Origin of the sequence: Mesorhizobium sp. KACC 23794, assembly GCF_052180275.1 — a bacterium.
Taxonomy (GTDB): Bacteria; Pseudomonadota; Alphaproteobacteria; order Rhizobiales; family Rhizobiaceae; genus Kumtagia.
Window position 1 is genome coordinate 750,678 of sequence record NZ_CP197465.1, and the last position, 12,751, is coordinate 763,428.

Annotated in this window: 13 protein-coding genes; 10 read left to right on the top strand and 3 right to left on the bottom strand. The window is 64.3% G+C overall.

The window, feature by feature from the left end:
* Positions 1 to 13: 13 nt before the first annotated feature.
* The gene (locus ACSBOB_RS03870; protein ID WP_442581153.1) at positions 14 to 1,264 is read right to left on the bottom strand and encodes a glycoside hydrolase family 5 protein; all 1,251 of its coding nucleotides are present in this window, start codon (positions 1,262 to 1,264) and stop codon (positions 14 to 16) included.
* A 51-nt stretch (positions 1,265 to 1,315) separates the two neighbouring features.
* Between ACSBOB_RS03870 and ybgC the strand changes: the two genes are divergently transcribed.
* The gene (gene ybgC / locus ACSBOB_RS03875) at positions 1,316 to 1,798 is read left to right on the top strand and encodes a tol-pal system-associated acyl-CoA thioesterase (protein WP_442581154.1); all 483 of its coding nucleotides are present in this window, start codon (positions 1,316 to 1,318) and stop codon (positions 1,796 to 1,798) included.
* A 7-nt stretch (positions 1,799 to 1,805) separates the two neighbouring features.
* On the opposite strand, the gene ACSBOB_RS03880 is transcribed toward ybgC, so the two are convergent.
* The gene (locus tag ACSBOB_RS03880; RefSeq protein ID WP_442581155.1) at positions 1,806 to 2,489 is read right to left on the bottom strand and encodes an acyltransferase; all 684 of its coding nucleotides are present in this window, start codon (positions 2,487 to 2,489) and stop codon (positions 1,806 to 1,808) included.
* Positions 2,490 to 2,839: 350 nt separating this feature from the next.
* Here ACSBOB_RS03880 and tolQ point away from each other — a divergent pair, with 350 nt between their 5' ends.
* The 6 genes from tolQ to pal all read left to right on the top strand — a co-directional run bounded on the left by tolQ (position 2,840) and on the right by pal (position 7,748).
* A complete protein-coding gene (gene tolQ, locus ACSBOB_RS03885; RefSeq protein ID WP_442581156.1) occupies positions 2,840 to 3,556 on the top strand; it encodes a protein TolQ in 717 nt (238 codons plus the stop codon).
* A gap of 10 nt (positions 3,557 to 3,566) precedes the next feature.
* The gene (gene tolR, locus ACSBOB_RS03890) at positions 3,567 to 4,025 is read left to right on the top strand and encodes a protein TolR (protein ID WP_442581157.1); all 459 of its coding nucleotides are present in this window, start codon (positions 3,567 to 3,569) and stop codon (positions 4,023 to 4,025) included.
* A gap of 7 nt (positions 4,026 to 4,032) precedes the next feature.
* Positions 4,033 to 5,256 carry a hypothetical protein gene (locus ACSBOB_RS03895; RefSeq protein ID WP_442581158.1) on the top strand — a complete coding sequence of 408 codons (1,224 nt, stop codon included), beginning with the start codon at positions 4,033 to 4,035 and terminating at the stop codon, positions 5,254 to 5,256.
* A gap of 2 nt (positions 5,257 to 5,258) precedes the next feature.
* Positions 5,259 to 5,669 carry a cell envelope integrity protein TolA gene (locus ACSBOB_RS03900; RefSeq protein WP_442581159.1) on the top strand — a complete coding sequence of 137 codons (411 nt, stop codon included), beginning with the start codon at positions 5,259 to 5,261 and terminating at the stop codon, positions 5,667 to 5,669.
* Between the two features lie 94 nt (positions 5,670 to 5,763).
* Positions 5,764 to 7,020 (top strand): Tol-Pal system beta propeller repeat protein TolB, encoded by a 1,257-nt coding sequence (tolB, locus tag ACSBOB_RS03905; RefSeq protein WP_442583627.1) that lies wholly within the window; start codon positions 5,764 to 5,766, stop codon positions 7,018 to 7,020.
* 224 nt (positions 7,021 to 7,244) lie between these two features.
* A complete protein-coding gene (pal, locus tag ACSBOB_RS03910) occupies positions 7,245 to 7,748 on the top strand; it encodes a peptidoglycan-associated lipoprotein Pal (RefSeq protein WP_442581160.1) in 504 nt (167 codons plus the stop codon).
* A 203-nt stretch (positions 7,749 to 7,951) separates the two neighbouring features.
* Here the strand turns inward: pal and ACSBOB_RS03915 are convergent, their stop codons facing one another.
* A complete protein-coding gene (locus ACSBOB_RS03915; RefSeq protein WP_442581161.1) occupies positions 7,952 to 8,182 on the bottom strand; it encodes a hypothetical protein in 231 nt (76 codons plus the stop codon).
* Positions 8,183 to 8,343: 161 nt separating this feature from the next.
* Between ACSBOB_RS03915 and ybgF the strand changes: the two genes are divergently transcribed.
* From ybgF to ftsH, 3 genes are all read left to right on the top strand, one after another.
* The gene (ybgF, locus tag ACSBOB_RS03920) at positions 8,344 to 9,348 is read left to right on the top strand and encodes a tol-pal system protein YbgF (RefSeq protein WP_442581162.1); all 1,005 of its coding nucleotides are present in this window, start codon (positions 8,344 to 8,346) and stop codon (positions 9,346 to 9,348) included.
* Positions 9,342 to 10,688 carry a tRNA lysidine(34) synthetase TilS gene (gene tilS, locus ACSBOB_RS03925; RefSeq protein WP_442581163.1) on the top strand — a complete coding sequence of 449 codons (1,347 nt, stop codon included), beginning with the start codon at positions 9,342 to 9,344 and terminating at the stop codon, positions 10,686 to 10,688. Before ybgF ends, tilS begins: the two co-directional genes overlap by 7 nt.
* 108 nt (positions 10,689 to 10,796) lie before the next feature.
* On the top strand, positions 10,797 to 12,746 hold the full coding sequence (ftsH, locus tag ACSBOB_RS03930) for an ATP-dependent zinc metalloprotease FtsH (RefSeq protein WP_442581164.1): 1,950 nt from the start codon (positions 10,797 to 10,799) through the stop codon (positions 12,744 to 12,746).
* Positions 12,747 to 12,751: the final 5 nt, after the last annotated feature.

The window sequence follows — 12,751 nt, forward strand, 5'->3', positions numbered from 1 at the left end:
CGGGAAATGCCGCCTAGGGAAGCTCCCGCACCATATCCAGCACCTCCGGCTCGGCCTTCCTGCCTTCGAAGGATTCGACGACGCCGAACGCCCCGCCGTAGCTCCAGATCGACCATGCATAACCATGGTCCTCCGCATGGGCGATCATGTCGCGATAGTAGGCGGCGCGCTGGTCAGGCGGCGCGATGTAAGACTTGTTGTATTCCTGCCGGATCATGCCGAATTCGCCGAACAGGATATCTTGCGGCGCGACGCTGTTCTTCTTCGCCCAGGCCGCGACGGTGGCGAACGGCCTGTCCAGGAACGCCGCGAGCTTCTCCTTGGTGTCGATCTCGCCCATCAACTCGTCGAGGTAGCTTTTCATGCCGGAACGTTTCGCCCAGGGTGCCTCCGCGTCGATCTTCGCCTTCACCTTGGCGATCGTCGCATCAAGCGTTTCGCGCGGCACGCTGTCGGGCGGATAGGGGATGCCGGCGACGTAGTTTATGAAATCTCCGGTCCACGTGGCGCCCTGATGCGTCAGGATGAACGGGTCGTAGGCGTGGAAGCCCCACATCAGATTGTCGTCGGGAAACGCCTTCGGGTCGAGCGCGGCGAGGCCTTCGGCGCTGCTCCAGCAGGAGCCGGTGAGTATCAGGGTGAGCCGGGTCGCCGACGCGCGCGCCGCCGCGAAGAGCCGGTGCAGCTTCTCGGCCCATGCCTTGGCCTCGGCGCCTTCGCAGCCCAGCGTCGGCTCGTTCATCAGTTCGAGCGCCACCATCGACGGGTCTTCCGTGGCGAGCGTGCGGGCCATGCGGCGCAGCAGTTCGACATAGCGGTCGAACATGGCGTCGTCAGTCAGCACCTCCCCGGTGCCGAGGCTGCGGTTTCCTCCGGCCGGCACGATGTGCATGTCCACCACCACCTTCAACCCGGCGGCGTTGACCAGACGCGCCGAGTCGCGGACCGACAGCAGCAGGTCGTCGGTCAAGGATGCGGATCGGTCGGACAGGAACGGCACGGGATCGACCGGCATGCGCACGAAGTCGAAACCGTCGGCCTTCAGCGCCTCCAGATCGGCCGGCTTGAGGAATTTTCGCCATTCCGGAAAGGGCAGGATGACGCTTGGTTCGCCCCATCGAGCCTCGGGCGGCCAAGTGGTCCAGATGTCGAGGTTGATGCCGCGCTTGGCCGAGAAGCTGGCGGCTGCCGCCGGAAATACCAGTGACGCGGCCAGTATCACCGCCAGCATGCAGGCCTTGAACATCCCAACCATAAGTGCCATCCGGTTCGTCGCGGCGATAGGTGTCAGCAAGTCTTGGAAAAGGAAAGAGCGATGGGCGATCATGGTGAAGATTCCGCCCTGACTGCCGGGCTGACGGGCATGCTTACCGACACCGGCCACCGGCTGGCGGCGCGCGTCTATTATGCGGACACGGATTTCTCCGGCGTCGTCTACCATGCCCGCTACCTCGAATTCCTGGAACGCGGCCGCTCGGACTTCCTGCGCATGGCCGGCGTGCATCATACCGAGCTGGCCGACGGCAAGCATGGCGAGCGCATCGCCTGGGTGGTCCGGCGCATGGAGATCGATTTCGTCGCGCCGGCCCGCATCGACGACATTTTGACCGTCGACACCCGCACCGACGATATCTCCGGCGCGCGGATCTTCATGGCGCAGACCCTTTCGCGCGGCAGTGACGTGCTTGTGAAGGCGCGGGTGGAGGCCGCGATCGTCGGCGAGAACGGCAGGCCCCGGCGTTTCCCGAAGGAATGGCTGCCGGCCTTCCTACCGAAGGGCCAACGCGCCGCAGGGTAGAAGGATCTCAGCCTTTCCAGCGGTCCATTTCGCGCCTGTCGAAGGCGGGCTTTCGCACGCTGCTCCAGGTCACCCCGCGCTTGACGATTCGCGCCGGCGCGCCCGCCAGGATCACGCCTTGTTCCTCGAACCGGCCATTCACGAAAGACGTTGCCGCCACGATGGTGTCGGACGGAACGACCGCGCCCTTGTTGACGATCGCCCGCATGCCGACCCAGACATGGTCGCCGATCTCTATCGAAGCCGCCGAATTCACCCGCTCGCCAGTTTCGCGGTCGATGACCGAATGCCCGTCCGAGGTCCGGATCTCGATCTCCCGGGAGAACATGCACCATTTCCCGATGTGGACGTCGCAATTCTCGGCGCAAAGGATGTAGACGCCCTGGGCGGCGGATTGATCCCCAAACACGACGGTCTGGCCGCTTCCCCTCAGGGTGATTCTGCCGTTGAAAAAACAATTCCTGCCGATAAGCACCTTGTTGTCGTCGCCCATGAATTTGACGCTGCCCTGAAAGCGGGCGCCCTTGCCGATCTCCACGACATTGCCCGTGCCGGTGGTGACAAATGCCCGGCCCCGCACGGATCGCGCCTCGCCGGCGACAAGACGGCCCCGCGAGCCCATCCGGTTGAACAGCGGCCAGGACAAGGCACGGTTCAGTGCGTCGAAAATCGCGCGAAGCTTCTTGGTCATCATGATTTGCATATACTGCAAGCTTGACGCGTGTGGGCGGCTGACGGCCAGATTTTTCGATCCAGCCGGACATCGACCCATCCTCCGGTCGCCGGTCCGTCCGCCATGTCGTGCTGGATCGAACTGGGCAAGTCCGATCCTAACCTCTCGTTAACCCTAACCGTTCATGAAGGATTTGGTGAAAACCGTCGGTGTCTCCCAACGCCTTCGTTTCACCAAACTTTGCCCCGAAAAGGCCGGATCGGCAGATTTCTGGGCGGGCGCGCCTATCGCGCCGCACTATCGAGACGGAATGCTGCCAGGGGCTGGCCGGGGGCCGACGCCCGGATATCTTTAAGGACTGTCTGACGATGGAAAACCTACCTCTCGCCGAGCCGGGCGTGCAGTTGTCAGTTTGGGCGCTTTTCCTGCAGGCCGGCTGGGTCGTGAAGCTGGTGATGCTGGGCCTGCTCGGCGCCTCGATCTGGACCTGGGCGATCGTGGTCGACAAGGTCCTCGCCTACGCGCGCATGCGCCGGTCGCTCAGCCGCTTCGAGCAGGTGTTCTGGTCCGGGCAGTCGCTGGACGATCTCTACCGGACGCTATCGGAACGCAAGCCGACCGGCATGGGCTCTATCTTCGTCGCTGCCATGCGCGAATGGAAGAAGAGTTTCGAGAAGGGCGCGAAGTCGCCGATCGGGTTGCAGAACCGCATCGACAAGGCGATGGATCTGGCGCTGACCCGCGAGATGGAGCGGCTGGAGGGCCGGCTGGGCTTCCTCGCCACCATCGGTTCGGCGGCGCCGTTCATCGGCCTGTTCGGCACGGTGGTCGGCATCATGACCTCGTTCCAGGCGATCGCCGGCTCCAAGTCGACCAACCTTGCGGTGGTTGCGCCCGGCATCGCGGAGGCGCTGCTTGCTACCGCCATCGGCCTGCTCGCCGCAATTCCCGCCGTCATCGCCTACAACAAGCTGTCGTCGGACGCTGGCAAGATAGCGGTTCGCATGGAGGGTTTTGCCGACGAGTTCTCGGCCATACTCTCGCGCCAGATCGATGAAAAAATACCGCAGCAGCGGGCAGCCTGAGGACTGAACGATGGGAATGTCGGTAGGCTCCGCGGGGTCTGGACGGGGCGGGCGCGGCCACAGGCGGCGCGGACGCCATCACGGCCTGATGTCGGAAATCAACGTCACGCCCTTCGTGGACGTGATGCTGGTGCTGCTCATCATCTTCATGGTGGCAGCCCCGCTGCTCACCGTCGGCGTGCCGATAGACCTGCCGGAGACGCAGGCCAAGGCGATGAACGCCGACACGCAGCCGATCACGATTTCGGTGAACCAGTCCGGCCAGATACACCTTCAGGAGACGGAGATCCCGATGGACGAGGTGGTGCCGAAGCTGCAGGCGATCGCCAAGACCGGCTACGAGGAACGCATCTTCATCCGCGGCGACAAGATGGCCGACTATGGCACGGTGATGAAGGTCATGGCCGTGATCAGCTCGGCGGGCTTCAAGAACATCGGCCTGGTCAGCCTGCCGGAACAGGGCACCTGAGTCTGGGATGAAGGCCGGTCTTACCACATCGGTTGTCCTGCACGCCGCGCTGCTCGGCTTCGGCCTGTTCGCGCTGTCGGCGCCTGCGCCGCTCGAGGTCTCCGACGTCGAGGCGCTGCCGGTGGACATCGTGCCGCTTTCGGAGCTGACGCAGATCCAGCAGGGCGACAAGAAGGCGCCGATGGCTGAAACGGCGGCGCCGACGCCGACGACGCGCCCCGATGTCGTGCCCGACGCCCAGAAGGTTGGCGACAACGACGTCGATACCGACAATCCGCCGACTCCTGACGGCAAGCCGAAGCCGGTGAAGATAGCGGAGTCCGTCACTCCTGCACCGAAGCCGATCGCAAAACCCAAGCCGGAAGAGACACCGAAGCCGAAAGAGGAGCCGAAGCCGGTTCCCGCTACGGAGGTCGCGCCGGTGCCGGCGCCCAAGGAAGAAGTCAAGCCGGAGCCGGTAAAGGAGCCCGAGCCGAAGCCGGAACCGGTCAAGCAACCGGAACCCGAGCCGGTGAAGGAACCCGAGCCCAAGCCCGAGCCAGTGAAGCAGCCGGAACCCAAGCCGGCCGAAAAGCCGGCGGAGAAGGTAGCGGAAGCCGAGCCGGTCAAGCCGGACGCTGTTGCCGAGGCGATTGCCGAAGAGCAGCCGGCGCCGGCGGAAGACGCGGTAAAGCTACCGAATTCCGCCCCGGCGCCGCAGGCCCGCCCGGCACCGGCTCAGAGTGCCAAGGCGCCCGACCGTAAGTCGTCCGAGAAGCCCGTGGAGGAAGCGTCGTCCAAGCGGCAGTCGGACGATACGAAGTCGCTTGAGGACCTGGTCGGCAGTGTGCTCCAAGACAAGGAAAAGGTGAAGGGCGGCGGCGCCAAGCGCTCGCCTTCAGCGGCGGCGCTGGGCGGTGAGAAAGCGACAGGCGGCTCAAAGTTGTCTCAGAGCGAAATGGATGCGCTACGCGGTCAGATCGGGCGCTGCTGGAACCCGCCGACAGGTCTTGCTGATGCCAGTGGTCTGAGGATCTCGATCAAGATGAATTTGACGCAGGCCGGCGAGGTCGAAGGTGCTCCCGAGATCGTTGCCGGTGGCGGCGGAAGCGGTATCGAGCGCATCGCCGCCGAGGCGGCGCGGCGGGCCGTCCTCCGGTGCGCCCCTTACAATCTGCCCTCCGAAAAATACGCGGGCGGCAGTGGCTGGAACCAGGTGCTGGTCAATTTCGATCCGAGCGAGATGTTTTGACTATGCTTGTCAATCAGACAGAGAGAACCTGTGTTTGGATGCCTTGTCTCGTCAGACAGATGGCGTCTGCTTCGGTTGTCGTCGTGGGTTTGAATGCGGCAGCGTCGGCGGGACAGGCGCCCGAATTGTCCGAAAGCGAGATGGCCGGGTTTCGCGATCAAGTGACGCGATGCTGGAACATCCCGACCGAGGCGGTGGGCGCAAAAGGCCAGGGTGTCTCGGTCAAGGTCGAACTCGATCCTTCAGGCGCTCTTAGGAGGGATCCGGCGGTGGTTTCCGGCGAGAGCAACAGTCGCCTCGCCCAATCGGCGATACGCGCCGTGAAGCGGTGTTCGCCTTTCACCTTGCCTGCGAAGAAGTACGACGCGTGGGCGGAGATCACCATCAACTTCGATCCAAGCGAGATGAAGTGACCGTCTCCAGGATTTACAAACGAGGTTCAATCGAATGAAGAAATTTCTGGCGTCATTTCTGACGGTCGTCACGATCGCCGCGGGTTTTGCCGCAATGGCGACCTTGCCGGCGCGGGCGCTCGTCGAGATCGACGTCAACAAGGGCGTGGTCGAGCCGCTGCCGGTAGCGATCACGGATTTCCTGTCGGGCGACGGTACGGGATCGGAAATCTCACAGATCGTCGCCGCGGACCTGCAGCGCTCCGGCCTGTTCGCACCGATCGACAAGGGAGCCTTCATCGAAAAGATCTCCAATCCGGATGCAGCACCGCGCTTCGAGGATTGGAAGGTCATCAACGCCCAGGCTCTGGTCACCGGCCGCGTCAGCGAGGAGGCAGACGGCCGCCTGAAGGCCGAATTCAGGCTCTGGGACACATTCGCCGGCCAGCAACTGGTGGGCGAACAGTTTTTCTCTTCGAAGGCCAACATGCGCCGCGTCGCCCACATCATCGCCGACGCGATCTATGAGCGGCTGACCGGCGAGAAAGGTTATTTCGATACACGCGTCGTCTTCATCGACGAATCCGGCTCCAAGAACGACCGCAAGAAGCGGCTGGCCATTATGGACCAGGACGGCGCCAATGTGCGTTACCTCTCCGATGGAAAGTCGATTGCGCTGACGCCGCGTTTCTCGCCGACGCGGCAGGAAATCACCTACATGTCGTATGAGAGCGGCCAGCCGCGCGTCTATCTCTTGCAGATCGAGACGGGGCAGCGTGAACTTGTCGGCAATTTCCCGGGCATGACCTTTGCGCCGCGCTTCTCGCCCGATGGGCAGAAGGTAATCATGAGCCTGCTGCGCGACGACGGCAATTCCAACATCTACGCAATGGACCTGCGCAGCCGCACGACGACGCGGCTCACCAATTCCAACTCGATCGACACCTCGCCCTCCTATTCGCCGGACGGGTCGAAGATCGTCTTCACCTCCGACCGCGGCGGCCAGCCGCAGATCTATGCGATGGGCGCCGACGGCTCGGGCCAGACCCGCATCTCCTTCGGTGGCGGCTCCTATTCGACGCCGGTGTGGTCGCCGCGCGGCGACCTGATCGCCTTCACGAAACAGTCGGGCGGCGAGTTCCAGATCGGCGTGATGCGCACCGACGGCTCGGGCGAGCGCATCCTGTCCAGCGGGTTCCAGCAGGAAGGCCCGACCTGGGCGCCGAACGGTCGCTACATCATGTTCTTCCGGGACGCGCCGGGGGCCGGCGGGCCGCGCCTCGTGTCGATCGACCTGACGGGCCGCAACGAGCAGCCGATTCCCACCTCGCATTTCGCGTCGGATCCTGCCTGGTCGCCGCTGCTCGAATAGGCTTTCAAACACGACCGATATTGGTCTCGTCGCGGCGAAGTTTCATGACCTCGCCGCGTTTTCGTCGCATTTCCGCCCAGCGTGCGCGCGACTTGTGGCGGGGAATGGCATGCCGTGGACGGCGGCGTGCAAGAGAGCGTTAACCATGTTCCTTGAGCGGCGGTTAACCCAAACGTGGTTACTCAACGCTCAATGATTTCACTCGAATATTAAGGAGAGGCGGGATGCTCCGCATCGCAAAGCTCACCACGAACCCAGTCATGATCGCGCTGGTCGCGACGCTCGCCATCGCCGGCTGCGCATCGAAGAAGATGCCGGACAACGCGGCAGGCCTCGGCCTTGGCGCCGGCGCGGCGACGCCCGGCTCGCCCCAGGACTTCACCGTCAATGTCGGCGACCGCATCTTCTTCGACACCGATTCGTCGGCGATCCGCGCCGATGCCCAGCAGACGCTGACTAAGCAGGCGCAGTGGCTGAACAAATACAGCCAGTATGCGATCGTCGTCGAAGGGCACGCCGACGAACGCGGAACGCGCGAGTACAATCTGGCGCTGGGCGCCCGCCGCGCCGCCGCAACGCGCGACTATCTGTCTTCGAAGGGCGTCGCTTCCCGCCGCCTCAAGACCATCTCCTACGGCAAGGAGCGCCCGGTTGCCGTCTGCGACGACATCTCCTGCTGGTCGCAGAACCGCCGCGCCGTCACCACGCTGGGCGGTGCCGGCAGCTGATCGCTATCGGTCATAGCCGGCAATATGCAACGGCGGCCTTCAGGCCGCCGTTTGCGCTTGCCGGGCAGTGTGGTATGAAAGCCACATGAGCAACGAACCCGACAGTCTCATTCTTCGCATCCTGCGCGACATACGCGCCGAGATGGGCGAGATGCGTTCAGAGATGGCGACGAAGAGCGATCTCGCGGAACTGAGATCGGAACTCAAGTCGGATATCCATTCACTGCGGGCAGACGTGGGCATCCGACATCGCGACCTTGCAGGCCGAGGACAAGAAAACCCGCAAGGAACTGGGCGACCAGATCGTCGCGCTGCGCCGCGCCGTCGTCGAATATCACACTTCCGTCATCGGCCACGGCATCCTGATTTCCGAACTCTAGGCGCGCATGCGCCGGGTCGAACAGCATCTCGACCTGCCGGCCATCGATGCGCATTGATTGCTTCCGGCCGGATTCGTCACGACTTTCCGCACGAAACAAAATTTGGCCGAAGTCTCGCGGCCTGATAAAAGGCCGATGCGTGCCGCATCGGAAATGTTTTTGCGTCGTTCCTGCGGCCCGCTGAACCCGCAGCCTTTATCAGCCATGAGACGCCCATGTATTTTCGATCGATCCTGAGCGGCACGCTTGCCGCGATGTTCCTTTCGGTTGCCACCGTCGAGGCGCGCGATGTCGCCGCCTCCGATCATGGCGTCGCCGTGCAGCGCCCGGCCGCTGGCCTGCCCGGCGTGTTTGATGCCTCGCTCTCCGACGGCAGCTACCAGATGGCGCAAGCCTCTGATCCGCGCGTGGTGGCTCTGGAAGAGCAGATACGCTCGCTCAACGGCACGATGGAAGAGTTGAACTTCCAGATCCTGCAGCTTCAGGAGCAGATCCGGAAGATGCAGGAGGACAATGAGTTCCGCTTCCAGGAACTCGAGAAGAAGACGGATGCTTCCGGCAAGTCGAACCGCGCTGTCGCCGGCAATACGCCGGCGGCAGAGGGCAAACCCGCCGAGGACAGTGTCGCGGGCGTTATCGCCAACGACACCACCAACGCCACCGATCCCAATCGCGGCGCGCCCCAGAAGACGTTCGGGACGATCACGGTCGACAAGAACGGCAATGTTCGCTCTGTCGAACCCGCGCCGGCAAACGGTGCTGCGCCTACCGGAGTCACCGACGCGCCCGCTGCCAAGAAGGGCGGTGGGTCGATCGTGGCGGCGCTGCCGCCGACCGACGATCCGGAAGAACTCTACCGGAACTCGTACCAATTCATCCTGTCCGGCGACTACTCGACCGCCGAGACCGGTTTCCGCGACCATATCGAGCGCTTCCCGCAGAACGAGCGTACCGCCGATGCGCATTTCTGGCTGGGCGAGGCGCTGCTCGGCCAGAAGAAATATCGCGACGCCGCCGAGACCTTCCTGGGCGCCAGCAAGCAATACCCGAAAGCCAAGAAGGCGCCCGACATGCTGCTCAAGCTCGGCATCTCGCTGGTCGGCCTGAACCAGCGCGAGGTCGCATGCGCGACCTTTGGCGAGGTTGGAAAGCGGTACCCGAACATCTCCGCCGCGCTCAAGGAGCGCGTTAAGCAGGAGCAGGCGCTCGCCGCGTGCTAGAGCCCGATGCATCCGGCGCCACACCGCCGGGCGAATTGATCAATGTCATTTCCAGAAGCGTATCCACGGATCGCCCGGCCATCGTCGCGGCAGTCTCGGGCGGCAGCGATTCGACGGCCCTACTTCTGCTGCTGAAGGATTTCATCAAGCGAACGGCAAACGCCCCGCGCCTCGTCGCTGTCACGGTCGACCACGGCTTGCGATCGGAATCCGCAGACGAGGCCAAGGCCGTCGCGCAACTGGCCGCGCGGCTCGGCGTCGAGCATCGCACTCTCCGCTGGAGCGGCCCGAAACCCGCCACCGGCATTGCCGCCGCAGCGCGCGAGGCGCGGTATCGTTTGCTGGCGCAGGCCGCGACCGACGCAGGCACCGATACCGTCTTCACCGCGCATACCGCCGACGATCAGGCGGAAACGGTTTTCATGCGCCGGCAGCGCGGCGACGGCATGGGGCTCGCCGGCATGGCGCCTGCCACCCTCTTCGACGGAAAAGCATGGATCGTCCGGCCGCTTCTCGAAACGCGAAGGGAGGTGCTGCGCGTCTTCCTGAAATCGAATTCGACCGGCTGGATCGACGATCCGAGCAATGTCGATCGCCGTTCCGAGCGTGCGCGGGTTCGGGCCGGACTTGCCGGGCCGAAGGGCGCGACGTCGGACGTTGAGGCGCTTCTCGATCTGGCGCGCATTTCCGCGGAGAACAGGAAGAACACCGGAGGCGCGGCGGCACGGCTGGTCTCGCAGTTCGTGCGGCAGGCCGAACCTGGGCTGATCTTCGCCGATCCGGCCTTCGCCACCGCCGATGACCGGCCCGCCGCGATCATCGCCCTGCGCGTGCTGCTGGCGGTGGCCGGCGGCAGCGCGCAGCTTCCGGACGAGGCGCGCACGGAGCATCTGCTCGCGCAACTGGCGAATCCGCCTTTCCGCGCCACTTTGTCGCGATGCCTCGTGGTGGCGCGCCGCGACGGCGTGTGGCTGGCGCGCGAACTGCGCGACCTGCCCGCGCCGCAATCCGTTCGCGGCGGCATGATCTGGGACGGACGGTTCCGTGTCGTGGCCGATGGATCGGCCGAAGCAAGCATCGCGGCAGCCGGGGATGAAGCTGCACGCGAAGGCGAGGATAGCCGGAACGCCCCGGCGCTGGCGCTGCGCGCCGCGCTTGCGGCACGGCCGGTGGTGACGGGCGGGAGCGCTCCCGGCCCGGCCGCCATTCCCGTCGCCGGACCCTATGCGCGCTTCCTCCCTTCCTTCGATATCGAGCTGGTGCGCGCGGTTTCGGCGCTGGTCGGCGCGTCTCCAATTTCCGACCCGCCATGCAGCGGTCACAATGTCAGGCAAGCTTAACCGCTTGGAGGGGTTTTGCTTGGCAATATGGCCTGCTCTCCCTATGTTACGCGGGAACACATCTCACTCTGGACGCATGCCCAAGGTCGGGCGTGAACGGGACGCCTGATGAATCCGAATTATCGCAACCTCGCGCTGTGGGCGATCATCGCTGTACTGCTTATCGCGCTGTTCAATCTCTTCCAGACCGGGGGGCCGCAGGCGCGGGGGGCTACTTCTGAGGTCGCCTATTCGGACTTCCTGAAGGATCTGTCCTCGGGCCGCATCAAGACCGTCACCATCGTCGGCCCCCGCATCACCGGCTCCTACAGTGACAATGCTGCCGGCTTCCAAACCTATTCGCCCGGAGACCCGACGCTGGTGTCGAAGCTGGAGGAAAAGGGCGTCACCATTACTGCCCGTCCTGAGAACGACGGCTCTGGCAGCATTATCGGCACTCTCCTGAACTGGCTGCCGATGATCCTGATCCTTGGCGTCTGGATATTCTTCATGCGCCAGATGCAGTCCGGCTCCGGCCGCGCCATGGGCTTCGGCAAGTCCAAGGCCAAGCTGCTGACCGAGGCGCATGGCCGCATCACCTTCCAGGACGTGGCCGGCGTCGACGAGGCCAAGCAGGACCTGGAGGAGATCGTCGAGTTCCTGCGCGATCCGCAGAAATTCCAGCGGCTGGGCGGCAAGATTCCGCGCGGCGTGCTGCTGGTCGGCCCTCCCGGCACTGGCAAGACCTTGCTGGCACGCTCGGTCGCCGGCGAGGCGAACGTGCCGTTCTTCACCATTTCCGGTTCGGACTTCGTCGAGATGTTCGTCGGCGTCGGCGCCAGCCGCGTCCGCGACATGTTCGATCAGGCCAAGAAGAACGCGCCCTGCATCATCTTCATCGACGAAATCGACGCGGTCGGCCGTCATCGTGGCGCCGGCCTCGGCGGCGGCAATGACGAGCGCGAACAGACGCTGAACCAGTTGCTGGTCGAGATGGACGGCTTCGAATCCAACGAGTCGATCATCCTTATCGCCGCCACCAACCGTCCTGACGTGCTGGACCCGGCGTTGCTGCGTCCGGGTCGCTTCGATCGTCAGGTCGTGGTGCCGAATCCCGACATCATCGGCCGCGAGAAGATCCTCAAGGTCCACGTGCGCAACGTGCCGCTGGCGCCGAATGTCGACCTCAAGGTCGTGGCGCGCGGGACTCCCGGCTTCTCGGGCGCAGATTTGATGAACCTCGTCAACGAGGCGGCGTTGATGGCGGCGCGGCGCAACAAGCGCCTGGTCACCATGGCCGAATTCGAGGACGCCAAGGACAAGATTATGATGGGCGCGGAGCGCCGCTCCTCGGCCATGACGCAGGAGGAGAAGACCAAGACCGCCTATCACGAGGCCGGCCATGCGATCCTAGCGCTCAATGTGCCGTCCGCCGATCCGCTGCACAAGGCGACGATCATCCCGCGCGGCCGCGCGCTGGGCATGGTGATGCAGTTGCCGGAAGGCGACCGCTATTCGGTCAGCTACAAGTGGATGGTCTCGCGCCTCGCCATCATGATGGGCGGCCGGGTGGCAGAAGAGGTCAAGTTCGGCAAGGAGAACATCACTTCCGGCGCATCTTCCGACATTCAGCAGGCCACCAAGCTCGCCCGCTCGATGGTCACGCAGTGGGGCTTTTCGGACAAGCTCGGGCGGGTTGCCTATGGCGATAATCAGGAAGAGGTTTTCCTCGGCCATTCCGTCGCTCGCACGCAGAACGTCTCGGAAGAGACCGCGCAGATCATCGATGCGGAAGTCCGCAGGCTGATCGACGAGGCCTACACATTTGCCACGCAGGTCATCACCAAGCAGAAGAAGGCGTGGATCGCGATCGCCGAGGGCCTGCTCGAATACGAGACGCTGTCCGGCGACGAGATCAAGCAGTTGATCGCCGGCCAGAAGCCGTCGCGCGACCTTGGCGACGACACGCCGCCCAGCCGCGGCTCGGCCGTGCCGAAGGCCGGCGCGACCGGCGGCGGCAGGCGCAAGAAGGGCGGCGAGGAGCCCGAAGGCGGCATGGAGCCTCAGCCGTCGAGCTGATCGCC

Coding starts and splice junctions, on each gene's coding strand:
- ACSBOB_RS03880 (WP_442581155.1), bottom strand. CDS start 2,489: ATGACCAAGAAGCTTCGCGCGATTTTCGACGCACTGAACCGTGCCTTG.
- tolQ (WP_442581156.1), top strand. CDS start 2,840: ATGGAAAACCTACCTCTCGCCGAGCCGGGCGTGCAGTTGTCAGTTTGG.
- pal (WP_442581160.1), top strand. CDS start 7,245: ATGCTCCGCATCGCAAAGCTCACCACGAACCCAGTCATGATCGCGCTG.
- ACSBOB_RS03895 (WP_442581158.1), top strand. CDS start 4,033: ATGAAGGCCGGTCTTACCACATCGGTTGTCCTGCACGCCGCGCTGCTC.
- ftsH (WP_442581164.1), top strand. CDS start 10,797: ATGAATCCGAATTATCGCAACCTCGCGCTGTGGGCGATCATCGCTGTA.
- ACSBOB_RS03870 (WP_442581153.1), bottom strand. CDS start 1,264: ATGGCACTTATGGTTGGGATGTTCAAGGCCTGCATGCTGGCGGTGATA.
- ACSBOB_RS03915 (WP_442581161.1), bottom strand. CDS start 8,182: ATGCGCATCGATGGCCGGCAGGTCGAGATGCTGTTCGACCCGGCGCAT.
- ACSBOB_RS03900 (WP_442581159.1), top strand. CDS start 5,259: ATGCTTGTCAATCAGACAGAGAGAACCTGTGTTTGGATGCCTTGTCTC.
- ybgC (WP_442581154.1), top strand. CDS start 1,316: ATGGGCGATCATGGTGAAGATTCCGCCCTGACTGCCGGGCTGACGGGC.
- tolR (WP_442581157.1), top strand. CDS start 3,567: ATGGGAATGTCGGTAGGCTCCGCGGGGTCTGGACGGGGCGGGCGCGGC.
- tolB (WP_442583627.1), top strand. CDS start 5,764: ATGGCGACCTTGCCGGCGCGGGCGCTCGTCGAGATCGACGTCAACAAG.
- ybgF (WP_442581162.1), top strand. CDS start 8,344: ATGTATTTTCGATCGATCCTGAGCGGCACGCTTGCCGCGATGTTCCTT.